Genomic DNA, 24,172 nt, shown 5'->3' with positions numbered 1-24,172 from the left:
CCACTTGATCCGGTCTTCTTTCCCTGCCAAACGCTCAACCCCTTATGTCCGACGTCGCACTCACCGCCGAATCGCCCTCTCGTTCGCCGCTCGCCGCCGAGGTGGCGCGCCGGCGCACCTTTGCGATCATCTCGCACCCGGATGCCGGCAAGACGACGCTGACCGAAAAACTGCTGCTGTTCGGTGGCGCCATCAATTTAGCCGGACAGGTCAAGGCCAAGGGCGAACGGCGCAACACCCGGTCCGACTGGATGAAGATCGAGCGTGAGCGGGGCATCTCCGTCGTCACCTCGGTGATGACCTTCGAGTTCGATGGTCTCGTCTTCAACCTGCTGGACACGCCGGGCCACGAAGATTTCTCGGAGGACACCTATCGCACGCTGACCGCAGTCGATTCTGCCGTCATGGTGATTGACGCTGCCAAGGGCATCGAGGCTCGCACGCGAAAGCTGTTCGAAGTCTGCCGCTTGCGGGACATTCCGATCATCACCTTCATCAACAAGATGGATCGCGAAAGCCGCGATACCTTCGAGCTTCTGGACGACATCGAGAAGACGCTCGCGCTCGATACCACGCCGATGACCTGGCCGGTCGGGCGCGGGCGGGATTTCCTCGGCACCTACGACCTCGCTACCGGCGGGGTGCGCCTTCTCGAAGGCGGTGGTTCCAAGACCGGCGCCGCGCAACAGATCGACATTGCCGAACTTGGCAAGCGCGACGCCAATCTCGACGTCGCCGTCGTCAAGGACGAACTCGCGCTGGTGTCGGAGGCCTGCAAACCGTTTGAGCTCGAGGCTTTTCGCGGGGGGCATCTGACGCCCGTCTATTTCGGCAGCGCTTTGCGCAATTTCGGGGTTGGCGACCTGTTGGAAGGTCTTGGCCGTTTCGCGCCGCCGCCGCGTGCACAGGAAAGCAACCTGCGCAAGGTGGAAGCCGGCGAGCCCCGCATGAGCGCCTTCGTGTTCAAGATCCAGGCCAATATGGATCCGAACCATCGCGACCGCATCGCATTCGCGCGGCTGTGTTCGGGCAAGCTTAGCCGCGGCATGAAGGCGAAGCTGGTGCGCACGGGCAAAAACATGTCGCTCTCAAGTCCGCAATTCTTCTTTGCGCAGGATCGCGCGCTGGCGGACGAAGCCTTCGCCGGCGACGTTGTCGGAATCCCAAATCACGGCACCTTGCGGATCGGCGACACCTTGACCGAGGGCGAAGACATCACCTTCGTCGGCGTTCCCAGTTTCGCGCCGGAAATCGTCCGCCGGGTACGGCTGACCGACGCCATGAAAGCCAAGAAGCTCAAGGAGGCCCTGCAGCAGATGTCGGAGGAGGGCGTCGTCCAGGTATTCCGTCCCCTTGATGGCGCGCCTGCGTTGGTCGGCGTGGTCGGTCCGCTGCAACTCGACGTGCTGAAGGCGCGGCTCGAGGCCGAATACGCGCTTCCTGTCGAATTCGAAGTTTCCGAGTTCCAACTGGCGCGCTGGATTTCGTCCGATGACCGCAAGAAGCTCGATGCTTTCATTGCGGCCAATGGCTCAGGGGTGGCCGATGACGTTGACGGTGATCCGGTCTTCCTCGCCAGGAACGAGTTCTATCTCGGCTACACAAGAGAACGCGCCGAGGGCATCACCTTCTCCAACGTCAAGGACGTCAAGAAGAAGACGTGAGCGCTCTTCCCGTCCGGTATCGCGAAAACCGGCGAAACTGAACGCGCGGATGTGAACGGGATACGTCTACGAAGCGCCCGGTTCGGCATTATAATATTTGCATTCGAGTTTGTGTTGGTTCGGAGGGCCGCTTGCATGCTCCGTCGCGCCGCTATCGGTCTTATTTTTGTCATTGCTGGAGTGGCTACCACCGGAAGCGCCGAGGCAGGGCGGCGGCACCATATCGATGCCACGCCCTTTTGGCATGCACCCTGCAGCGTCTTTTCCCGAAGGCCTTGTACGCCTTACTTCTGCAGCGTTTTCAATCGCGGACCCTGCATTCCCGAGATCGACTATCCCTATGGCGAGAATCTTCAACTGACGGTCGAGAGCGTGCCGCCGCAGGACGACGCGGCCAAATACCAGAAGCCCGACCACGATCTCGACAATATCGGCGATCTCTTTGCCGCCCTGCGATCCTGCTGGACCCCGCCTCAGGCGCAGGAAGCCAAAGAGGGCATGCAGATGACCGTGCGCTTCAGTTTCAAGCGATCCGGCGACCTGATTGGGCCACCACGTATGACTTTCGCTACCGCGGGGGTGCCGGCGGATGTCCGCGAGACCTATCTCAAGGCGATCAACGCCTCGCTGGATGGCTGTGTGCCGCTGAAATTCACGGGTGGCCTTGCCGGTGCGCTGGCCGGACGGCCGATCGCCGTGCGCTATGTCGACAACCGTGAAATCGACAAACAGCCGTCTGCGCAGTGAACGGCCCCGCGCCATTGGCGGACCTTTCGGGAAAGGCGGCGGGCCAGGGATCAGTCGCCCTTTTGGCGGATTGCCGTCGGCGCCCCGAAAGTGATAGGCGGTGCGCATAAGACCTGGCTTTCCGGAGGGAGATCATGGGGCTTGCGGTGATGATCCTGGGGCTCGTCCTGTTCCTTGGGGCCCATACGCTACCGGCGCAGCGCAAATGGCGCGCGCGGGCCGTCGCGGCATTGGGCGAGGGTGGCTACAAGATCGTTTATGCGCTGGTCTCGATATTGGGCATCGCGCTGATCGCCTGGGGCTTTGGCCACTACCGTGCGACGGGGTGGGTCGACGTCTGGAATCCGCCAAAGGCATTCAGGCACATCACGGTAGCGCTGATGTTGCCGGCCGTCATCCTCGTGGTGGCCGCCTTTATCCGCGGCCATATCTATACGACGCTCAAGCACCCGATGCTGGCGGGTATCAAACTGTGGGCGGCGGCGCATCTGCTCGCCAACGGCGATCTCGGCTCGATCATTCTGTTCGGCTCATTCCTCGGATGGGCGGTATTCGACCGGATCTCGCTCAAGCACCGGAGCGATGCAGGTGCACCGGCAATTCCGGTCGGCGGTTGGGGTAACGATCTCATCGCCATAGCGGTCGGAATCATTGCCTATTTTGCGCTGGCTTTCGCATTTCATCCCGTTGTGATCGGCGTTCCGGTCGTAGGAGTGTAGAAAATGTCGGTCCAGTCCGCGATCAAGCGCAAGACCGCCCCGGATATTCGCGCCCGCAAGAGCGGCGAGCCAATCGTGATGCTGACCTCGTATCACGCCCATACCGCAGCTCTCGTGGATCGCCATTGCGACGTCATTCTGGTCGGCGATTCCCTTGGCAATGTGATGCATGGATTCGAGACCACCGTGCCGGTGACGCTCGACATGATGATCTTGCAGGGTCGCGCGGTGATGCGCGGCTCTCAGCGCGCCCTTGTCGTGGTCGACATGCCCTTCGGCTCCTACGAAGCGTCGAAAGAGCAGGCCTTTCACTCGGCGGCAAGGGTGCTCAAGGAGACGCACTGCGGTGCGATCAAGCTCGAAGGCGGCGCGCGGATGGCCGAGACCATCGCCTTTCTTGTCGAACGTGGCATTCCCGTCATGGGCCATATCGGTTTGACGCCACAATCGATCAACACGCTCGGCTCGTTCCGCGCGCAGGGGCGCGAGGAGGGTAGCTGGAAGCCCATCGAGGATGACGCCCGCGCGGTCGCGCAAGCGGGCGCCTTCTCGGTCGTGGTCGAAGCCGTCGCCGAGCCGCTGGCCCGAAAGATCACGGAGACCATCGAGATTCCGACGATTGGTATCGGCGCCAGTGCTGCCTGCGACGGTCAGGTACTGGTTCTGGAGGACATGTTGGGCTTGTCGCCGCGGGCACCGAAATTCGTCCGCCGCTACGGCAATCTGGGCCCGATGATCGAAGATGCGATCGAGGCCTATGCAGCCGACGTGCGCTCGCGTGCCTTTCCCGGACCCGAGCACGTCTACGACATGAAAACCAAGGGCTAAATTTGTGTGGCCGATTTGACGTTCCTATCAGTCTCGCCGCGAAGCGCGTTATTGGAACGTCAAATCCGAAGCCATACTAGAATCATGGAGTTACTGCTCGTAAAAGTGCGTAGCCTCAGGTTGATCGTGCGGGCCTTATTTGAGCAGAAGCGATGGCGCCAGAGCTGTGATAAAAGGGGGCGTCTCCGCGAGGTGGACAACTCCAGCGTTAAGACTTTGATCGGGCTAGCTTTGCCTTGCCACCGCCATATGACTAGGGTAACGCCGCGCCACACGGGAACGAAGTTTGAGCCAGCGCCGGGATCAGGCGCGGCCAGCTGGCATGGGATTTCTCTAAGTGTCTGAATTATTTGATGAAGTAGACGAGGAAGTTCGCCGGGAACGGCTCAAGAAGCTGTGGGACCAGTATTCGATCTACATCATCGCCGCTGCGCTTCTGATCATTGCCGCGGTCGGTGGCTGGCGCGGATACCAATATCTGGAAGCCAAGAAGGCGGCGGAGGCGGGCGCGGCCTTCGATGCCGCCGTCGACCTTTCGGAGCAGAACAAGCGCGCCGAGGCGGAATTGGCTTTCAGCAAGCTGGCGACGTCTGCGCCGTGGGGCTATCGCATGCTGGCCAAACTCCGTGCGGCGGCGGAAGTGGCAACACGCGACCCGCAGGCGGGCGCCAGGATGTACGACGACATTGCCGGCGATCGCAGCATGGGGGCCGAGCAGCAGGATCTGGCGAGGATACGTGCCGCGGGCTTGCTGCTGGACACGGCAAGCTATCCGAGCATGCGCCAGCGCCTTGAGCCGGCGACCAAAGCGGATGCGACCTTTCGCCATACGGCACGCGAACTGCTGGCGCTATCGGCCTGGCGCGCCAACGACACGGCGGCAGCACGGCAGTGGCTCGACTTGATCGCCGGCGACGCCGAGACGCCATCGGCGATGCGTTCGCGTGCCGAAGCGTTGCAGGCATTGCTTCCGCCGGTTGCGAAGAGTTGAAGCCAGAAACGGGTTGAACGAGAAACCGACCATGCGCTGTTTCCAACGTCTGATCGCAGCTTCCGTCCTGATGGCGCTGTCGGGCGCGGTGGCAGGCTGCTCCGGCAGCGTGAGCAGCTGGGATCCGATGGACATGCTCGATTTTCTCGATACCAAGAAGAAGCTGCCGGGCGAGCGCAAGCCGGTTTTCCCTGACGGCGTGCCAGGCCTCGAACAGGGCGTGCCGAAATCGCTTTACAAGGGAGCGCAGCAGGACGCCGATCAGCAGAATGCCCAGGCAGCAGCCGCCGCCGCTCAACCGGCCGAGGATACGAAGCCGAAGCGCTCCGCGAAATCCAAGACCAAGCAGCCGGCGGCGGCCAACGCCGAACCCGCAGCAACCCCAGAAGAAGACACTTCAGCGGCGGCGCCGCCCGCGCCAAAGCCGAAGAAAGTCGTCCGCCAGCGCACCACCGCGCCGCCGCCAGATCAGCCGGCCGATGCACAACCGGCCGCCCAGCCGGCACAGCCTTCCCAGCCGACGCAACAATCCGCAGCGCCATTCCCGGCGCCGCTCCCGGGCGGCACATTCCAACGCTAGTGTGGTGGATTTGACGTTCCTATCAGTCTCGCCGTGATTGTCACAGGAACGTCAAGTCCAAAGCCACACCAGAATCATAGAGTTGCTAGTGTCCCTTTTGCAGCGCTCGATTTTGATCTCCCGTCCCGTTGATGAGGACATCGAAAAGCAGAGAATTCTCTAATCGATTCTCCTGCGCGCCGGGATCGTGTCATGTCGTTTAACATCGCCATCATCGGCCGGCCCAATGTCGGAAAATCGACGCTGTTCAACCGGCTGGTCGGCCAGAAGCTTGCATTGGTCGATGACCAACCCGGCGTGACGCGCGACCGCCGCGAAGGCGCCGCGCGCCTCGGCGATCTCCAATTTACGGTGATCGACACCGCAGGTCTGGACGAGGGTGCGAAAGGCTCCCTGACCGAGCGAATGCAGGAGCAGACCGAAACTGCGGTCGGTCTTGCGGATGCTCTGATGTTCGTGGTTGACGCGCGCGCAGGGCTTACGCCGACCGATCAAGCCTTTGCCGATCTCGCCCGCCGTGCCAACAAGCCGGTGGTTTTGATTGCCAACAAGAGCGAAGGCAAGCATGGCGAAACGGGTGCGATCGAGGCCTACGCGCTCGGTCTCGGCGAGCCGATCCAGATATCGGCCGAGCATGGCGAAGGCATGAGCGATCTTTACGATGCGCTGCGTGCGCTGATGCCCAAACCAGCCGAAGAGGACGAGACCTTCAACGATGAGGAGATCGTCGATAGCGATGAGGAGCTGGCGAAGCGGCCGATACGGGTAGCCGTGGTCGGCCGTCCCAACGCCGGCAAGTCGACGCTGATCAATCAGCTGCTCGGCGAGGAGCGGCTCCTGACCAGTGCGGAAGCCGGCACCACGCGCGATTCCATCGCCGTGGAAATCGACTGGAAGGGCCGCAGCTTTCGGGTTTTCGATACGGCGGGATTGCGCCGACGCTCGCGGATCGAGCAAAAGCTGGAGAAGCTGTCGGTGGCCGACGCATTGCGCGCGGTTCGCTTCGCCGAGGTCGTAGTGTTGATGATGGATGCGCAGAACAAGTTCGAAGAACAGGACTTGCGCATCGCAGATCTGATCGAGCGCGAAGGACGGGCGCTGGTCATCGCGATCAACAAGTGGGATTTGATCGGAACAAAGCCGGGCGCGATCTCGGCGCTTCGAACCGAGGCCGATCACTGGCTGCCGCAGGTCAAGGGGGCGCCGGTGGTGGCGGTGTCGGGCTTGATGGGAGAAGGCATCGACCGCCTGATGGACGCGATCCAGGCGGCCTACGCGGTGTGGAACAAGCGAATAGCGACCGCTTCACTCAATCGCTGGTTCGAGCAGGCGACCAGCGCCAACCCGCCGCCGGCGGTGTCTGGCCGCCGACTGAAATTGAATTACATCACACAGACCAAGGCGCGGCCGCCGAGCTTCGTGTTGTTCTGCTCGCGCGCCGATGCGGTGCCGCAATCCTACCTGCGCTATCTCATCAACTCCTTGCGCGAGCATTTCGAGCTGCCGGGCACGCCGGTGCGGATCTCGTTGCGCGAGAAGGCCAATCCGTTCGCCCACAAGCGCAAGCGGCTGTCTTGAGCGAAAAGGTAGAAGCAGGTGCGCCCGAGCTTTCGCTGACGCCGCCGCCAGCGCGCCCAGCGGCCGTGGCGTTCATCTTCCTCACGATCCTGCTCGACATGTTGGCGTTCGGCCTGGTCGTGCCGATTCTGCCAAAGCTCGTGGAAAGTTTCGTCGACAACGACACGGCGCGTGCGGCCCGAATTTTCGGCCTGTTCGGCACAGCCTGGGCGTTGATGCAGTTTGTCTTCTCGCCGATCCTCGGCAGCCTGTCCGACCGTTTCGGCCGAAGGCCCGTGGTGCTGTTGTCGAATTTCGGACTTGGCCTGGACTATGTCCTGATGGCATTGGCGCCCTCCCTGGTCTGGCTTTTCATCGGCCGGGTCATTTCGGGCGTCACCTCGGCGAGCATTTCAACCGCCTTTGCCTATATCGCGGATATGACGCCTCCCGAGCGTCGAGCAGCGGTGTTCGGCAAGGTCGGTGTGGCGTTCGGGGCCGGATTCGTCCTGGGACCTGCGATCGGCGGACTGCTCGGCGGGCTCGATCCGCGCCTGCCGTTCTGGGCGGCGGCGGGCCTCAGCTTCGCCAACGCGATTTATGGTCTGTTGATCCTGCCGGAGTCCCTGCCGCACGATCGCCGCTCGCCGTTCCGTTGGAAGAGCGCCAATCCGATCGGCGCGCTGCATCTGTTGCGGTCGGACCGGGTGCTGGCCGGCCTGTCCGTGGTCAACTTCATTGCCCAGCTGGCGCATGTGGTCCTTCCCTCCACCTTCGTGCTCTATGCGACTTATCGTTATGGCTGGGACGCAGCTGCCGTCGGTTTTACCCTCGCAACCGTCGGAATCTGTGCAATGGTCGTGCAGGGCGCGGGAATCGAGCCAATCGTGGCGCGTTTGGGCGAACGCGGAGCCCTGATGCTGGGGCTTGCCTGCGGCGCCGCCGGCTTTTTGATTTTCGGCGTGGCGTCAACCGGGCTTCTGTTCTGGCTCGGCATTCCCGTCATGTCACTCTGGGGAGTGTCCGGGGCAGCGCTGCAGGCGCTCAACACGCGATTGGTCGCCCCGGAGCAACAAGGCCAGTTGCAGGGCGCCACCAACAGCGTGCAAAGCCTCTCTCAGCTGCTCGGCCCTTTTCTGTTTACGCTGACCTTTGCCTATTTCATCGGCCGAGATGCGCCGGCAAAGCTACCGGGCGCGCCGTTCCTGCTTGCCGGCGCGCTGCTGTTGCTGGCGCTGGTTATCGCAGTCAAGACGCTGGCTCAATCGCGCTGATCGAGCTCGGCCCGCGTGGCCTCTGCGATCAGGAAAAACTGCTCGCGGACCTCCGCAGCGTAGGGGTTTTCGCGCTCGATCGCGAGAAACACGCTCGCCGCATCGTACCTCACCATTTCGGTCGCCCGTATCAGATGATCGAAACTCGCGGTTGCCAGACGCGTGGGCAGCGGCTCCATACGCACCAGGACCTTGGCGACCAAATGCGTGATGCCCTGCACGATCGCAGCCTGCCGATCGTGCTCCTCCGGTGAGACAATGTATACGGCAAGCTTGAGCGCGTGTCGCAGGAACGCCGCGATGCGCGGAGCCGAGCTGCCGCGCACAGGACACAGCGCGATCTTTCGCCCGACGATGCCGTGACTAGCGCTTTGTGGGCCGAACAGCGGGTGCGTTCCTACGATGTCGACGAATGGCGGCAGCTCCGCCTTCATCAGCGCGATGGGGCGAACCTTCACCGAGCTAACATCGACCACGATGCCGCCGGGACGAAGATGCGGACGAATCTCCCTCAGCGCGGAAGACAAGTCGCCGATGGGGACGGCGAGGATCACAAGGTCACAACGCGCGATGTCGCAGACGTTGCCGAACCGGACATGATCGTGGCGCTGGTCTTCCGCGGTCAGCGCGGGATCGCAGGCAAAAAGCGAGAAATATGGATGCAGGTGCGCGGCAATCAGCCGGCCGAAGGCGCCAAAGCCGAGTATCCCGATTGACCTGACGTGTGTGGGCTGGATAGCTCTCGGTTTTGGCGACATCGCAAGGCTCCATTCAGCTGCGATGCCGGATGTCTTTCTGTCTCAACCGCCGGAACGCAGCGGTTGTGCAAGAAAAATGCGCCCGCCGTTATGTCGACGGCAGGTAATACGAGGCCGAGTGGTGATTGACGGCGGGACGCATGCTCTGTTCTAGAGGCCTGCGCCCGCGATTGTCAAATGTTCCCCGACATCGGCGTTCTTGGTTCTGCGATTGCGGTGATAACGGAACATCGCGGGACAAATCATTTCCGGGTTCGCGTTTTTGAGCGCGGCCCGGAATGATTGCTACGTGATCATTTCTTCACCAGCGGGCACTCGCTTTCGCTAAGGGGCCTTGCGGCTTCCTCGGCGGGGATCGTCGCGATGAGCTTGTAGTAGTCCCATGGATATTTGGATTCCCCGGGTTTTTTGACCTCGAACAGATAGCCCGGAACCAGCCTGCGGCCGTCGACGCGGATGATGCCCTTGCCGAACAGGGGATCGTCGGCCGGCAATTCCTTCATTTTGGCGACGACCTTGATGCCGTCATGCGGATTACCTCCCATCGCCTCCAGTGTCTTGAGGTAGTGCAGCACACCTGCATAGAGGCCCGCCACCGTCATCGACGGCATCATCCCCTTCGGTGAAACCTTCTGGAAACGCTTCGACCATTCGCGGGTGCTGTCGTTCAAGTCCCAGTAGAAGGATTCGGTGAAGGTGAGGCCTTGCGCGGTCCTCAGCCCCAGCGCGTGCACGTCGGTGATGAAGAGCAGGAGGGCGGCAAGCTTCTGGCCACCCTGGACAATGCCGAATTCAGCTGCCTGCTTGATCGCGTTGGTGGTGTCGCCGCCCGCGTTGGCAAGGCCGATCACCTTGGCTTTTGAGGCCTGCGCCTGCAGCAGGAACGACGAAAAATCCGCAGTATTCAATGGGTGCTTGACCCCGCCCAGCACCTTGCCGCCACTTGCAGTGACGGTCGCGGCAGTGTCGCGTTCAAGGGCATGACCGAAAGCGTAATCGGCAGTGAGGAAGAACCAGCTGTCGCCTCCGGCCTTGGTCAGTGCCTTGCCGGTGCCGTTGGCGAGCATGTAGGTATCGTAGGTTACCGAAAGCGTGTTCGGCGTGCAGGCCTTGCCGGTAATGTCGGTACTGGCGCCGCCCGAGTTGATCAGGATCGCATTCTTTTCCTTGACAAGATTGGAAACCGCGAGCGCGACGCTCGAGGTCGGCGTATCGACCACGGCATCGACCTTGTCGACATCGATCCATTGCCGGGAAATGTTGACGCCGATGTCGGGCTTGTTCTGATGATCGCTGCTTAAAACGTCGATTTTCCAGCCCTTGGCGGGCAGGCCGGAATCCTCGACGGCCATTTTGACCGCGGCTACGGAATTGGGGCCACCGATGTCGGCATAAAGGCTCGACATGTCGTTGAGCACGCCGATTTTCACCGTCTTGTCCTGAGCCAGCGCCGGTGTCGCCAGTCCCAGGCTCGCGAATGCGAAGAGCACCGCGGAGCGGCGCGCAAGTAAAATTCTCATTCGAATTCCTCCACGTTTCGAGAATGGGCGTCTCTCTTTTTCGGAGCTTGCCCACATGATCGCCTGCCGCGATGTTATCTTGCTCACTGCAGGCGGCAATGCGCTATCCTAGCGCATCCAGGATCATCCAAGGCGATAACTTTCAGGCCGGGGCGCGAAAGCTCATCAGCGTCCGCGTCGGGTAATCGTAAAGGCGACCTGTTTCGTTCCAGGACGGCAGGCACATCGGCACGATGAGTTCTGCCGCCCGTTCAGGCGTATCGAGCGTTATCGGGTCCTCTCCGGGGAATACGGCGGCGCGCATGCGCGTGCGGATCGGCCCCGGGTTGAACAGGTTGACACGAAGCCGGGTCGATGCCGTTTCGTGGGCCCATACCCGCACCAGCGCCTCCAGCGCGGCCTTGGAAGCCGAATAGGGGCCGAGATAGGCCGGCGCCGTGCTCGCCGCCGCCGAGGTGATGAACACCGCCCGGCCGGCATCGGCTTTTTTCAGCAACGGCTCCATGCAGCGGATCAGTTGAAAGTTGGCGGTTGCGTTGATCGCCATCACGTCGTTCCAGGGCTTCATGTCGATATGGCCGAGCGGCGAGGAAGGACCGGCGGTACCGGCATTGCCGACGAGAATATCGAGTTGGCCGTGACGTTCGTGCAACGCCGCGCCAAGCCGCGCGATGCCGTCGACATCGGTGAGACTGAGGGGCACCAGGGTGGCGCTGCCGCCATCCTTGCGGATCTCGTCATCGAGTTCCTCGAGGCCTCCCTGGGTTCGCGCGAGCGCAATGATATGTGCACCGCGGCTAGCGAGCGCGCGCGCCGTCGCATAGCCGATGCCGCGCGAGGCGCCAGTGACCAGAGCGATACGGGAGGCGAGGGGAAGGGTCATGAAAACAGGTTTCTCCGTCATGCCCGGCACTCGGGTCCGGCCTCGCCGGCCCGAGCAAAGGCCCATTGTGCCGGGCATCCACGTCTTACTTTCGCGGAGGGTTTTACAGACGTGGATGGCCGGGACAAGCCCGGCCATGACGCTACAACCATCCCTTACCGCCGTGCGTCAGCTTGCTTCGGCCAATAGCGACAATTGCCGCGGTTGTGGTTCGACCATGTTCTGGTCGGTGAGGCTGGTGGGATAGACGCCGGTGAAACAATGGTCGGAGAATTTGGGATTGGCGGGGTCGCGCCCCTGATAACCCATGGCGCGATACATGCCGTCCACCGACAGGAACGCCAGCGTGTCGGCGCCGATCAGCTCGCGCATTTCTTCAAGATTATGGGTGGCGGCAAGCAGGCCACCGCGGTCCGGCAAATCTATGCCGTAATAGTCGGGGTACACGATCGGTGGCGACGCGAGCCGGAAGTGGACCTCGCGGGCGCCGGCGTCGCGCATCATGCGGACGATCTTTTTCGACGTGGTGCCGCGCACGAGCGAATCGTCGATCAGGATGATGCGCTTGCCTTCGATGGCGGCACGGTTGGCGGAATGCTTCATGCGCACCCCGAGCTCGCGCACGCTCTGGGTCGGCTGGATGAAGGTGCGGCCGACGTAATGGTTTCGGATGATGCCAAGTTCAAACGGCACCCCGGAATACTGACTGTAGCCGACTGCCGCCGGCACGCCGGAATCTGGCACCGGCACCACGACGTCCACCGGGACGTGACTCTCGCGCGCCAGCTGCGCGCCGAAAGCCTTGCGGACGTCGTACACCGATCGTCCTCCGACGATGGAATCCGGCCTTGAGAAATAAATGTACTCGAAGATGCAGGGCCGCGGCGGCTTCGGTGGGAACGGCTTGTGGCTCCGCGCGCCGCGCTCGTCAAACACGATGATCTCGCCGGGCTCGACGTCGCGGACATATTTCGCGCCGATGATGTCGAGCGCACAGGTCTCCGAGGCCAGAATCGGGCAGCCGTCGAGTTCGCCGAGCACGAGCGGACGGATGCCCAACGGATCGCGTGCGCCGATCAGCTTCTTGTTGGTCAGGCAGACAAGCGAGTAGGCGCCTTCGATCGCGCGCAGCGCCTCGACGAAGCGATCGATGAAATGGCTGCGTTTGGATTGCGCTACCAGATGCAGGATGACTTCGGTGTCGGTGGTGGATTGCATCATCGCGCCACCGCGTACCAGATCACGGCGCAAGGTCAGTCCGTTGGTCAGATTCCCGTTATGGCCAACTGCGAACCCGCCGGCGTTGAGTTCGGCAAACAAGGGTTGCACGTTGCGCAGGATGGTCTCGCCGGTCGTGGAATAGCGGACATGGCCGATCGCGGCATTGCCGGGCAGGCGCTCGATCACCTCGCGGCGGGAAAAGGTATCCCCGACAAGGCCAAGGCGGCGCTCGGAATGAAAGCGGGTTCCGTCAAATGAAACGATGCCCGCAGCCTCCTGGCCACGATGCTGCAGCGCGTGCAATCCGAGCGCGGTGATGGCCGCTGCTTCCGGATGGCCAAAGATGCCGAACACACCGCACTCCTCGCGCAACGTGTCGCCTTCAAGGTCAGGGATTTCCGGATAGGGGGAGCCGGGGTTCGGCTCCCGTTGTTCGGCGTCGTCGGAAGGGCTCTGTTTACTGTCCATCGCGCCTCTCTTTGGCCTGGTATTAACGTGCCGCGGGCTTTTCGATCAGCTTTTTCAGGCTCTCGCGGTTCGGCTTGCTATACCCATCGCCCGACCCCGGCGCCGCCTGGTCGGCGTCAGTTTGCTCTTCCTCGGGTTTATTCTTCTTGAATCTCTTCAAAATGGTGTTCTCCGGGTCGTCCGGCAAGAGCCCTTTGAGCCATTCGCCGGTCGAATCCAGCATCGTTCGTGACTTAGCCCCGACCACCCAGTCGGGCCGTTGCTTGTCGGGAACAAGCCAGATGAAGAACTCATAGGCCACGACGACGATAAGCAAGCCGCGGGCCAGTCCGAACAGGAACCCGAGGGTGCGGTCCAGCGCCCCGATCCGGGAGTCCAGGATCATGTCGGAAATCCGCACCGTGATCACGGAGACGATGATCAGGGTACCAATGAACACGCCGGCAACCACCGCTATGCTCGCGATGGTGTCGCTGTTGAAATAGGTCTTGGCCGTCGGCAACAACTTTGAGTAGCTGTAAAGGGTGACCAGCGCGGCGGCGCCCCACGCCGCGATCGAAAGAATCTCGCGCATGAACCCGCGGACCATTGCCAAGAGGCCAGAGATCAGCATCACGGCGAGCAGAACGAGATCGAGAATCGTAATCGGCATCGGCTGGTCGGTCCGCTCGTAAGTTCAAGCCGCGAATCGGCGTAATCGTGGCCACCCTAGTTGACGGTCACCAAGGCCAGCTCGCAAGGCCCGAGGTCGCGCCGCCCCGCGCGCGGGTTGTATAGCGGCGAGGGCGGTTAAGGTCACGCCCGGCTAGCCTTCTTTGCGTCGGAATCTCTCAGGTGTGGCATTTTTCTCTGCAGCAGCACTTTCCCGATTCGGCGGCCGGTTCCCCCTGGGAGCGCCGCGCGCGGCGATTTCCGCGACCAGGCTCGTCAGTCCCCCCACCGAATGCAGAGATAAACCGGCTTCGCTGACCTCGGCACGGACGGATTCGGGCAGTATGGCGCGGCCGAAACCAAGTTTTGCCGCTTCCTTCAGCCGGGCCGAGGTCTGCGGCACCGGCCGGACCGCGCCCGACAGTGAAATCTCGCCGAAATAGACCGCATCCGGCGGCAGGGGTGCATTGACCAGCGATGACACCAGGGCCGCGGCCGCGGCGAGGTCGGCGGAGGGTTCCTGGATCCGCAAGCCGCCTGCGACATTCAGATAGACATCGTGGCCGGATAATTTGACCCCGCAATGGGCCTCCAGCACCGCCAGCACCATCGAGAGCCGGCTCGGGTCCCAGCCGACCACGGCGCGTCGCGGCGTGCCGAGCGAGGTTGGCGCCACCAGCGCCTGTAGTTCCACCAGCACCGGGCGGGTGCCCTCGATGCCAGCGAACACCGCGGTGCCCGGGCTGCCAAGATCGCGCTCCGACAAGAACAACTCGGACGGATTGGAAACCTCGCGCAGGCCTAATCCCGTCATCTCGAATACGCCGATCTCGTCGGTCGGGCCGAACCGGTTTTTTACGGCACGCAGAATGCGGAATTGCTGCGAGCCTTCACCCTCGAACGATAGCACGGCGTCGACCATGTGCTCGACAACGCGAGGGCCGGCGATCTGACCGTCCTTGGTCACATGGCCGACCAGGATGATCGCTGCGCCCGATTTCTTGGCAAACCGGATCAGCGCCTGTGCCGAGGCCCGTACCTGGGTCACCGTTCCCGGCGCCGATTCCACGGTGTCGGTCCACATGGTCTGGATCGAATCGATCACGATCAGGCGCGGTACAGTGCCTTCGGAAAGTGTGGAGACGATGTCCTCGACGGAAGTTTCCGAGGCGAGCTGCACGGGCGCGTCCGCAAGGCCCAGACGCTCGGCGCGCAGCCGCACCTGGGCGACCGCCTCTTCACCCGAAATATAGACGGCGCGATGGCCGGCGCGCGCCAGCTGGCTCGTCGCTTGGGTCAAAAGCGTCGATTTGCCGATGCCGGGGTCGCCGCCGACGAGCAGCACCGAGCCGCGCACGAATCCGCCGCCGGTGACCCGGTCAAGCTCGAGCATGCCGGAGGACAGGCGAGGGGCGTCCTGGCTCTTGCCGGTGAGACTTTCCAGGGCGAACAACCGTCCCTTCCGCTTGGAGCGGATCGAGACCGGCATCGTCGTCGCGCCGGTTATGTCTTCCTCGGCGAGCGTGTTCCATTCGCCGCAGGAGTCGCACTTGCCCTGCCAGCGATTATAGGCAGCGCCGCAGTTCTGGCAGACGAAAGAGAGCGCGTTCTTGGCCATGGGGGCTTCGTTCGACGACGGAATCGAGAGCGAACGCTTTCCCATAGCATGGAATGGCGGCCGGCAATGCCGTCCATGTTTGCGCCGAATATCATCTCCGGGGCATAACCCCTCATTTGACCAATACAAACGGCACCGCCTGAGCCCGGAACCATGGTTGTCGGCAGGGCGCCGTTCCAGCGTTCGGCCTGCATCAGCGTGACGAGGTTCGGATTGGTGCCGAGCGCCTTGGCGCGCGCCTCGATGGAGGCAGCCTCGACTTCGCCGGTGACGGGGAGTTTTGCTCGCGTCGGTTGAGACCGAGGCGACGCCGACGACCGATTTTTATGAAAATGCCGTCCAAAGCGTCGAAAGGCCGGCCACGATCATGATGACATCCATCAGGCACCGAAAAACCTCCGGCTCGAGCCGCAAGACAAAGCGCTTGGCGACAAAAGCGCCTGCCATCAGCGAGGCGCCGGCGATCAGGCCTTGTACGGCGACTTCGACAGGCAGCGCACCAAAGCGCTGAAAGGTGACGGATTTACTCACATATATGCCAAGCGAGCTCGCCGCCTCCGTCGCCAGAAAGGCGCCTTTGGTGAGGCCGTAGAACAGAAACAGCGGCACGCTCAGGGGCCCGGTCGAAACCACGATCCCGGTGAGATAGCCGATCACGGCGCCGCCGATCGCAAGATGCCAGAGCGAGAGCTTCAACTGGTGGCGAGCGAGCCAATGCCGCGCCGGCACCATCGCAATCAGGAACAGACCGATGCAGATATCGACGGTGCGCGACGGCAGCACGAGCAGCGTTCGCGCGCCAAGCGCCGCGGCCGGAATGGCGGGTGCGGAATAAGCTGCGCAGGCCCGCCAGTCGACCTCGCGCCACCAGGCGAGGATGCGCGAGAAGTTGGCCATCACGGCTGCAATTGCCATGATCGGCACCGCCTGCCTCGGGCCATATTCATAGATCAGGACCGGCATAAGCATGATCGAGGAGCCGGTGCCGACGATGCCGCTGATCGTGCCGGCGACGAGCCCGACCGCAAGGACGAAGAGGAAATCCAAAAGCCTTGTCTCCTTCGAATCGGTTGTACGTCCCGGTGCGACGAGCGGCGCTTCTTCGCGCCGCGTCAAGAAGGGCCTTTGACCGGCAGCGAATACTTCGCCGTGTCCTTCATTCGGTCCCGGACCCGATGAAATCCGGCCAATTGTTCTTGAACAGGAGAAGAGCTAGCCTAGTGTGGCGGTTCAGAAGTCCGCATCATTGCAGCGGCGAGTTCGTTATGCGGCCTTCTGAACCAAAGCCACACTAGAAACAGGACTTGCTAGTGTCCTTTGGATTCCGAAGTTCGCAAACAAGATCGCCGCAAAATGATGCGAAGTTCGGAATCGGGACACTTGCGCATGAGCAAGAGGGCGGTTGAAAACGCCCGCACTCGAGGGAGGTGAGGCATGGTCAGATCGAGGGATCGCCAGACGCCCGTTGAAACTCTTGAACCGGTCGCAGGAAACGGGTTGATCGACCGCCGGGCGCTGCTTGGGCGCGGCATGGTGTTGGCGGGCGCGATGAGTACGGGCATTGGGCCCGCATCTGCGGCTGCCGAACCACTGGCCGACGATCCATGGAGCCTTGAAGTCGGTGACCCGATGCCTCCCTACCAGGGGCCATCGAAATTCGAGGCCAAGGTGGTGCGCACGCTGAGCAATCCCAACAACGAACCGCGCAATTCGCATGCCCGCACGCCGCACCATCTGCTTGAGGGAACGATCACGCCAAATGGGCTTCACTTCAATATCAATCACGGCGGGGTCCCCAACATCGATCCGGAAAAGCACCGGCTCGTCATCCATGGGCTGGTGAAACAGCCGACCGAGTTCACGCTGGATACACTCTCCCGCTATCCGATGGTCTCGCGCGTCACGTTCATCGAATGCGGCGGCAACAGTGCGCCGTTGTTTTCTCCCGAACCCTTGCAGGAGAACATTCAGGCGCTGCACGGGCTCGTCTCCTGCGCGGAGTGGACCGGCGTGAAGCTTTCGACCCTGCTTGAGGAAACCGGAATCGATCCCAGGGCAAAATGGTTCGTTGCGGAGGGGGCTGATTCCCCACATTTGAGCCGCAGCGTGCCGGTGAAGAAGGCATTGGATGACGCCATGATTGCGCTGTACCAGAACGGCGAGCGTCTCAATCCGGGCAACGGCTACCCGATGCGTCTGTTGCTGCCCGGCTACGAAGGCAACATGAACGTCAAGTTCCTGCGCCGCATCAAGCTCGTCGAGCAGCCGGCCATGAGCTACTACGAGGCGCGGACCTATTCGCAGATCCTGCCGAGCGGAAAGGCCTACCGGTTCTATTTCCTGCAAGAGGTCAAATCCTTCATCACCCGCCCGTCGCACGGAATGGCGTTGAAGGGTCCCGGTCTTTACGAGATTTCGGGGCTCGCCTATTCCGGCAACGGCCGGATCGAAAAGGTCATGGTTTCAGCCGATGCCGGTCAGAGCTGGGCGCAGGCGGCGCTTCAGGAACCGGTTCTGAGCAAAGCCTTCACCCGCTTCCGCATGCCCTGGCGCTGGGATGGCGGACCAGCCACACTGCAGAGTCGCGCATGGGATGAGGCCGGCAACGTGCAACCGACCCGCGCCGAATTCGTTGCAACGCGCGGCGAACTTGCGAAAAAGCCGCCGGTCCTGGCATTTCCCAATCAGCACTTCAATTCGATCACCAGTTGGGGGGTAGCGAGCAGCGGGGAGGTCGCACATGTCTACGCCTAGGCGCGCGATCTATGCCGCTTCGCTGTTGCTGGCGATCATGACCGGCGTATGCCTGGCCGAGACGCCGCACCTCGGCAAGCCGCTGGACGAGGCTGCCGTTGCGGCTTGGGACATCAGCATCCTGCCCGACGGCACGGGGCTGCCGAAGGGCAGCGGCACGCCCGCGCAGGGCGCACCGATCTACGCCGAAAAATGTGCAATGTGCCACGGCGAAAACGGCAAGGGTGGTTTCGCCGCAGCCCTTGTCAGCGATGCCAAGATCGATGGAATTTCCGCATCACAGAAGACGATCAAGAACTTCATCGGGGATTCGACCACGATCTTCGATTTCATCCGCCGCGCGATGCCATTCCAGGCGCCGCGCTCACTCTCCGACAACGAGGTCTATGCGCTTACCGCCTACATACTCGCAGAGAACAAATTGATCGGCGCCAACGACGTGATGAATGCGGAGACGCTGCCGAAGGTGAGAATGCCCAACCGGGACAACTTCATCATCCGCTTCCCGGATCGCATCTAGGCAGGTCCAACGCCAGCGACCCTGCGATCGCGCATTTGCTAGATCATGATGCGATTAAGTGGAAGCGCATCATGATCTCATTTTTCCACTTTTCCGGATCATGCTCTAACCGGCGAATGAAAAGACCGCCTCGCGGCGGTCTTTTCTGTTGGCGGATTCTGCGGGGCGAGCGGGGGAGGTCGAGATGCCTTCAGCCCTGCCGTGCCAGCGGGATTTTTTCGGAAGTGTCTCGAGCCAGACCGAACCGGGCCGTCCATTGCGCGACCGACAGCAACAAGGCTTCGAAAATCTCTCGAGCCCGATCGAGTTCCTGCTGGGTGGTGGGAGGACATCCCGGCCGGTAGCGAATGATCGTGCTCGTGGTCGCCCAGTCGAGCCGCGCCGCCCTGCACGCCACGATCAGTCCGTACAGCCGGTCGCTGTGAATCAGGGGCTCAATGTCCTCGACCTTGACGTCCGTCATGAAGGACAGCGCTGCCACCACATGGGTATATTCGCCCCTGATCGCAAACCGGTTTACCGGCGAGTCGTTCAATTTGCCCGCTCGATTGAGCGCAACCATCTGCTCGATCGCCTGCGCATAGTCTGTCGGACCTGGTGCTGCGGCGCCCGCCACGCTCGGCAGTTGCGGCCTGTCGCGCACAACAGGGCGGGTCGCGTTTGAAAGTCGCGCCCAGACGGTGTCCGTGGCCGTTCCAAGCAACCTGCGCAGGAGTTTTGCGGGAATGTCCAATCGAAGGCCGAGACCTTCGAGCAGGCTTTCGTCGCGCTCGGCGTTTCCGACGAGCACGGCATAACCGGCCTCGGAGAAGCGGGCTCCTCCATTCTGTGCCAACGCCTTGAACACTTCGGAATCGCCGCGCCTGATCAGCGCGTCGGTCAGCATTTCGTTGAGGGCTTTTCTGGCCGAAATAGCCAACAGATGCTGCCGGCCTCTTGTTTTGGCGATCTCAACGAGATGCGTTTCGGAAAGACGATTGGAGTTTGCCAGCACGGGTGCTGCGACCGACGCGTCTTCATGAAACGCAAGTCGCCAAACGGTTTCGCGCGGTGCCAGTTCGATCCCGGACAGGATCACGCTGAGATCGACCAGTGACTGCAGGTCGGCGCTCTCGACCAGTCGAACGAGGACCTCGTCGAAGACATCCGTCTGGGTTTCATCCAGCTGGCGGACGGCGGTCCGGAACAGGTCCGTCACCTGCCTCAGGATTCTCGTCTGTCGCAAACGCGATCCGGCCCTGATGACGTCATCCAGTTCCGCAATCAAAGCTGCCGATGCCGTTATACCCATCTCAATCCCAATCCCGTAACAGGTGGCCAGCGTTCAACACCAGCACCTCTAAAAACCCTCACATAGTTCAACGTGCCGACGTCTCACGCCCCGAGCGCTGACCTTCGAAACGCGGTTACCAGCGCTCGCTCCAGCTTTCCGTCCATGCTGCACAAAATCTGGTAGGCGTTTGGGCGGGGCATTGCGGGTCGATATGGCCTCGTCTCGATAAGGGCTGCGAAGATATCTGAAATGGTCAGCAGCCTCACCAGATCGGAGATTTGTGAGGCCGTCAGGCTGTCGGGATAACCCGAGCCATCAAGAAATTCGTGGTGATGCCTCACCCCATCAAGAATTTCCGGAGTGACGCCCGGGAGATCCTGCAGCAATTCAAATCCGATCACCGGATGCTGCCTCATGATCTCGTCTTCGTCGGGGGCGAGCTGCGCGGGCTTGTCGAGAATCGATAGGGGAATACGCGCTTTTCCAATGTCATGCAGGGTTGCCGCCATTCCGAGCCGTTTCACATCCGCACCAGTGAACCCGACATCCAAAGCAAATCCGATGGCCACGCCCGTCACCAGCAGGCAGTGCTGGAACGTGCCTTCATGGTACCGTCGAACGTCATCCAGCCACGCAGTCAGGCCATTTTGTTCGATGGCGCTGACGATCAGCGATGTGGCATTTTCGGCATCCGAAAGATCTATCGATTTGCCGCGCCTGGCCGCTGAGAACATGGAAGCGAAAGCCGCCGCACTGTTCGAGATCTCTGGTGTTTGGCCGTCAAGGTCGGCCTTTGCCGCCTTTGTCGCAGCCTCAATCTGCGTTAGCTTGGAAACGATTTCCCGGGAACTGCAGACCACTGCCGTCGCTCCGAGCGCATAGGCCTGGGACACCATCTGCTGGAGATGGCTTTGGACAACGAACAGCTTTTCCGTAATGCAGCGCAGCTCGCTCAACACACCCTTGATCTGTTCGACGCGCGCCATCTGACGCAGGTCAGCGTCGACCATGAGCACGCCGTTTGAAGCGGTGTGAGTATCGCCTGCCCCGAGCACTCGGGTAGTGATGCGATGTTGTGGCTCCAGCATCGCGCGTATCGCTGGTATCTTCCCGGGTTCATCCGTGATGAAATGAACAAGCATGTCAGGCCGCTCGAAAACGAAGTCTGGCCGCCAAGTGTGGTGTTAACCAGTATTAACGGGCCAACCTAGGGTAATTTTCCTAACCAAAGGCTAAAACAGGAGTGGCACTGGAACTCGTGGAACGATGGTGATGCCGCGTTCAAATCGGCTTCACGGGCGGAAGGCGTTTCGCAGCTATCTTAGCTCGATCCAGGCCGGTGCGTGATCGCTCGCGCCTTCTTCGCCGCGCGTCATCCGATCGACGCCGGCTTTCTTCAGCCGCGGCGCAAGCACGGGACTCACAAGCAGATGATCGAGCCGCAGGCCCGCGTCGCGTCGCCAGCGATCGCGCTTGTAATCCCAGAAGGTGAACATCGGTGTTTCCGGGTGAAGGTGCCGGATCGCATCCGTCCAGCCCTGCGCCACCAGCGATTTGAACGCGGCGCGACTCTTGGGCTGGATCAACGCGTCCTTGTCCCATGATCTCGTGAGATAGATATCGAACGCGGTCGGTGCGACGTTGTAATCGCCAGCGAGCACCACCGGCACATCCTGCCTGATCAATTTCGCCGCGTGCAAATTGAGCCGCTTGAACCATCTTAGCTTGTAGTCGAACTTCGGCCCGGGCTGCGGGTTGCCGTTGGGCAGATAGAGACTGGTGACGATGATGCCCTTGACGGCAGCCTCGATGTAGCGCGCCTCGCGGTCGCTGCCATCGCCAGGCAATTCGCTGCGGGTCAGCACCGGCTCTGCCTTGCGCGCCAGGATTGCTACACCGTTCCAGGATTTTTGACCGTGCCACACCGCGCCGTAGCCGGCTTTTTCGATCGCGCTACGCGGAAAATCGTTGTCCGCCGCTTTCAATTCCTGCAGGGCAACGATGTCGGGTTTGGCTCGTTGCAGCCATCGCAGCAGGTTCGGCAGGCGACGGTTGATGTTGTTGATGTTGAAGGTCGCGACTTTCATCGGCGAGTCGGCTAACCCTCGCCGGTATCGCCCTTGTAAACCCGCGCGTAGCGTCTTCCGAGGCTGGTCAGGACCTCGTAACCGATGGTGCCGAAATGATGAGCAAGCTCGTCGACGGTGATGCCGTCGCCGATCAGCGTCACCAGGTGGCCGCGGCGTACCGCGTTCTTTTCGAGATCGGTGACGTCAACCGCCATCACGTCCATCGAGATGCGGCCGGCGATCGGGCAGCGTTTGCCGGCGACCACGACCTCGGCGCCGCGGGTGCCGTCGTTGCTGCCTCCGGCGCGGAAGTAGCCGTCGGCGTAGCCGGCCGAAACGATCGCAAGCCGGGTTGGCCGTCGTGCCGTCCAGGTCGCGCCATATCCAACGCTTTCGCCGCGCTCGACCTCGCGGATCTGCAGAACGCGCGCCTTCAGTTCGACAACCGGCTGCATCGGGTTGTCGGCTTCCGGCGTCGGATTGACCCCGTAAAGCGCCACTCCCGGGCGCACTACGTCGAACAGAAACGGGGGACCTAAGAAAATGCCGGACGAATTCGACAGCGATGCAGGCACGCCGGTAAAAAGGCTGGCAATTTCGCGAAAGCTCGCGAGTTGTCGGGCGTTCAGCGGATGATGGAGATTTTCGGCGCAGGCAAGGTGGCTCATCACGAGCGTGACGCCGTGATCACCGGCGTTGATCCTGGGGATGAGACCTTGCGCTTCGGACATCGTCAGGCCGAGCCGCTGCATGCCGGTGTCGATGTGAATGGCTGCACCGCCGAACCAGCCGGTGCGGCGGCAAAACACGTCCCATTCGGCGAGTTCGTTGAGATCGCCGATCACGGGTCTGGCGTCGATCTTGGCGTAGCCCTCGCCGGTGTTCTGGATGAAACCGTTGAGTACATAGATCGCAGCCGCAGGGGCAACGGCCCGGGCGGCGCGAGCTTCATCGAGGTTGGCGACGAAGAATGTCTTGCAACTGGCTTTGGCCAGCGCACGGGCCACGGGTTCCAGACCCAGGCCGTAGGCGTTGGATTTGATGACGGCGGCGCACTCGGCCGGAACAGCGGCCTTCTCGAGCTTGCGCCAGTTGGCGACGATAGCGTCGAGATTGACCGTCAGCACGCCGGTAGCGGTGGCCAGCGCCGCCGCCTTGTTCGCCTCGGGAGAGAGCACGGAATTGGCGGGAATCGATTTCGGATCGGAGGCGATGTTCATGCCGCCGTTTTACCTGCCGGATCGCACCGGTTCAACCGCCGATGGCCCGCGTCAGTAGCTCCGGTCGGGCAGCTGGTTGTCCGGCACGAGGTCGCCAAAGCGCGTGATGGAGGCGTCGAAGTGGAGTTCGACGGTGCCGGTCGGACCGTGGCGCTGCTTGCCGATGATCACCTCGGCCTTGCCGTGTACCAGCGACATGTCCAGTTGCCATTTTTCGTATTCCGGCGTCCCGGCGCGCGGCTCCTTGTTGGCCAGATAGTATTCCTCGCGAAACACGAAGATCACCACGTCGGCATCCTGTTCGATCGAGCCGGATTCACGCAAGTCGGCCAATTGCGGGCGCTTGTCGTCGCGGTTCTCGACCTGGCGCGACAATTGCGACAGCGCGATGATGGGAATGTTAAGTTCCTTGGCAAGCGCCTTCAGGCTGGTGGTGATTTCCGTGACCTCCTGCACGCGGCTCTCGGAACGCTTGCCGGATCCCTGCAACAGTTGAATATAGTCGACGACGAGAAGGTCGAGGCCCTTCTGCCGCTTCAGCCGGCGCGCGCGCGCATTCAACTGCGCGATCGAAAGGCCGCCGGTCTCGTCGACATAGAACGGCAGCGACTGCAACTCGATCGAGTAGTCACGAATTTTTTCGAAGTCACTTTCGGTGATGCCGCCGCGCCGGATGGTGCTTGAGGGGATTCCGGTGCGTTCGGCGATGATACGGGTGGCTAGCTGTTCGGCCGACATTTCGCAGGAGAAGAAGCCGATGATGCCGCCATTGACCGACTTCTTCGTCCCGTCGGCCTGAAATTCCTCGCGAAACACGAAGATCACCACGTCGGCATCCTGTTCGATCGAGCCGGATT

At 61.8% G+C, this 24,172-nt stretch carries 22 protein-coding genes and 1 pseudogene; 10 read left to right on the top strand and 13 right to left on the bottom strand.

Annotated elements, in window-relative coordinates:
• Nucleotides 1-44 precede the first annotated feature (44 nt).
• The 8 genes from VNX23_RS01475 (at nt 45) to VNX23_RS01440 (ending at nt 8,360) form a co-directional block, all read left to right on the top strand.
• Nucleotides 45-1,664 carry a peptide chain release factor 3 gene (locus VNX23_RS01475; RefSeq protein WP_325627244.1) on the top strand — a complete coding sequence of 540 codons (1,620 nt, stop codon included), beginning with the start codon at nt 45-47 and terminating at the stop codon, nt 1,662-1,664.
• A gap of 135 nt (nt 1,665-1,799) precedes the next feature.
• Nucleotides 1,800-2,411: a hypothetical protein gene (locus tag VNX23_RS01470; protein WP_325627242.1), complete on the top strand. Its 612-nt coding sequence runs from the start codon at nt 1,800-1,802 to the stop codon at nt 2,409-2,411.
• 134 nt (nt 2,412-2,545) lie between these two features.
• Nucleotides 2,546-3,130, top strand: a complete 585-nt coding sequence (locus VNX23_RS01465; protein ID WP_325627240.1) for an NnrU family protein — start codon at nt 2,546-2,548, stop codon at nt 3,128-3,130.
• A gap of 3 nt (nt 3,131-3,133) precedes the next feature.
• On the top strand, nt 3,134-3,958 hold the full coding sequence (gene panB, locus VNX23_RS01460; protein WP_325627238.1) for a 3-methyl-2-oxobutanoate hydroxymethyltransferase: 825 nt from the start codon (nt 3,134-3,136) through the stop codon (nt 3,956-3,958).
• A gap of 337 nt (nt 3,959-4,295) precedes the next feature.
• Nucleotides 4,296-4,949 carry a tetratricopeptide repeat protein gene (locus tag VNX23_RS01455; protein ID WP_325627236.1) on the top strand — a complete coding sequence of 218 codons (654 nt, stop codon included), beginning with the start codon at nt 4,296-4,298 and terminating at the stop codon, nt 4,947-4,949.
• A gap of 31 nt (nt 4,950-4,980) precedes the next feature.
• On the top strand, nt 4,981-5,529 hold the full coding sequence (locus tag VNX23_RS01450; protein WP_325627234.1) for a hypothetical protein: 549 nt from the start codon (nt 4,981-4,983) through the stop codon (nt 5,527-5,529).
• 192 nt (nt 5,530-5,721) lie between these two features.
• Nucleotides 5,722-7,107 (top strand): ribosome biogenesis GTPase Der, encoded by a 1,386-nt coding sequence (der, locus tag VNX23_RS01445; RefSeq protein WP_325627232.1) that lies wholly within the window; start codon nt 5,722-5,724, stop codon nt 7,105-7,107.
• Complete coding sequence (locus VNX23_RS01440; RefSeq protein WP_414642935.1) at nt 7,104-8,360, top strand: TCR/Tet family MFS transporter; 1,257 nt, start codon at nt 7,104-7,106, stop codon at nt 8,358-8,360. The genes der and VNX23_RS01440 overlap by 4 nt, the downstream gene beginning before the upstream one ends.
• Here VNX23_RS01440 and VNX23_RS01435 read toward each other — a convergent pair.
• From VNX23_RS01435 to VNX23_RS01400, 8 genes and pseudogenes are all read right to left on the bottom strand, one after another.
• Nucleotides 8,348-9,118, bottom strand: a complete 771-nt coding sequence (locus VNX23_RS01435) for a prephenate dehydrogenase (protein ID WP_325627230.1) — start codon at nt 9,116-9,118, stop codon at nt 8,348-8,350. The genes VNX23_RS01440 and VNX23_RS01435 overlap by 13 nt on opposite strands.
• 293 nt (nt 9,119-9,411) lie before the next feature.
• Entirely contained in the window at nt 9,412-10,638 is a 1,227-nt protein-coding gene (locus VNX23_RS01430) for an ABC transporter substrate-binding protein (RefSeq protein ID WP_325627228.1), read from the bottom strand.
• A gap of 142 nt (nt 10,639-10,780) precedes the next feature.
• Complete coding sequence (locus VNX23_RS01425) at nt 10,781-11,521, bottom strand: SDR family NAD(P)-dependent oxidoreductase (RefSeq protein WP_325627289.1); 741 nt, start codon at nt 11,519-11,521, stop codon at nt 10,781-10,783.
• Nucleotides 11,522-11,689: 168 nt separating this feature from the next.
• Nucleotides 11,690-13,210 (bottom strand): amidophosphoribosyltransferase, encoded by a 1,521-nt coding sequence (gene purF / locus VNX23_RS01420; protein WP_325627226.1) that lies wholly within the window; start codon nt 13,208-13,210, stop codon nt 11,690-11,692.
• 22 nt (nt 13,211-13,232) lie between these two features.
• The gene (locus tag VNX23_RS01415) at nt 13,233-13,862 is read right to left on the bottom strand and encodes a CvpA family protein (protein ID WP_325627224.1); all 630 of its coding nucleotides are present in this window, start codon (nt 13,860-13,862) and stop codon (nt 13,233-13,235) included.
• Between the two features lie 153 nt (nt 13,863-14,015).
• The gene (gene radA, locus VNX23_RS01410) at nt 14,016-15,479 is read right to left on the bottom strand and encodes a DNA repair protein RadA (RefSeq protein WP_325627222.1); all 1,464 of its coding nucleotides are present in this window, start codon (nt 15,477-15,479) and stop codon (nt 14,016-14,018) included.
• Nucleotides 15,480-15,625: 146 nt separating this feature from the next.
• A pseudogene (locus VNX23_RS30950) lies at nt 15,626-15,745 on the bottom strand (prohibitin family protein); the annotation flags it as partial.
• Nucleotides 15,746-15,803: 58 nt separating this feature from the next.
• On the bottom strand, nt 15,804-16,526 hold the full coding sequence (locus VNX23_RS01400) for a sulfite exporter TauE/SafE family protein (RefSeq protein ID WP_325627218.1): 723 nt from the start codon (nt 16,524-16,526) through the stop codon (nt 15,804-15,806).
• Nucleotides 16,527-16,913: 387 nt separating this feature from the next.
• Here VNX23_RS01400 and soxC point away from each other — a divergent pair, with 387 nt between their 5' ends.
• Both soxC and VNX23_RS01390 read left to right on the top strand, forming a co-directional pair.
• Nucleotides 16,914-18,233: a sulfite dehydrogenase gene (gene soxC / locus VNX23_RS01395; protein WP_325627216.1), complete on the top strand. Its 1,320-nt coding sequence runs from the start codon at nt 16,914-16,916 to the stop codon at nt 18,231-18,233.
• Nucleotides 18,220-18,753, top strand: coding sequence for a c-type cytochrome (locus VNX23_RS01390; RefSeq protein ID WP_325627214.1), 534 nt, complete (start codon nt 18,220-18,222; stop codon nt 18,751-18,753). Before soxC ends, VNX23_RS01390 begins: the two co-directional genes overlap by 14 nt.
• A gap of 190 nt (nt 18,754-18,943) precedes the next feature.
• Here VNX23_RS01390 and VNX23_RS01385 read toward each other — a convergent pair whose 3' ends face one another.
• From VNX23_RS01385 to VNX23_RS01365, 5 genes are all read right to left on the bottom strand, one after another.
• Nucleotides 18,944-20,044: a DUF2336 domain-containing protein gene (locus VNX23_RS01385; RefSeq protein ID WP_325627212.1), complete on the bottom strand. Its 1,101-nt coding sequence runs from the start codon at nt 20,042-20,044 to the stop codon at nt 18,944-18,946.
• 83 nt (nt 20,045-20,127) lie between these two features.
• Entirely contained in the window at nt 20,128-21,012 is an 885-nt protein-coding gene (locus VNX23_RS01380; protein WP_325627210.1) for an HD-GYP domain-containing protein, read from the bottom strand.
• A 330-nt stretch (nt 21,013-21,342) separates the two neighbouring features.
• Nucleotides 21,343-22,113, bottom strand: coding sequence for an exodeoxyribonuclease III (locus tag VNX23_RS01375; RefSeq protein ID WP_325627208.1), 771 nt, complete (start codon nt 22,111-22,113; stop codon nt 21,343-21,345).
• Between the two features lie 11 nt (nt 22,114-22,124).
• Nucleotides 22,125-23,315, bottom strand: a complete 1,191-nt coding sequence (gene alr, locus VNX23_RS01370; protein WP_325627206.1) for an alanine racemase — start codon at nt 23,313-23,315, stop codon at nt 22,125-22,127.
• 51 nt (nt 23,316-23,366) lie between these two features.
• Nucleotides 23,367-24,172, bottom strand: an 806-nt coding sequence (locus VNX23_RS01365; RefSeq protein WP_325627204.1) for a DnaB-like helicase C-terminal domain-containing protein, incomplete at its 5' end; no start/stop codon positions are given.

The sequence above is a fragment of the Bradyrhizobium sp. genome (assembly GCF_035570375.1).
GTDB lineage: Bacteria > Pseudomonadota > Alphaproteobacteria > Rhizobiales > Xanthobacteraceae > Bradyrhizobium.
This window is presented reverse-complemented; position numbering and strand designations above follow the sequence as displayed.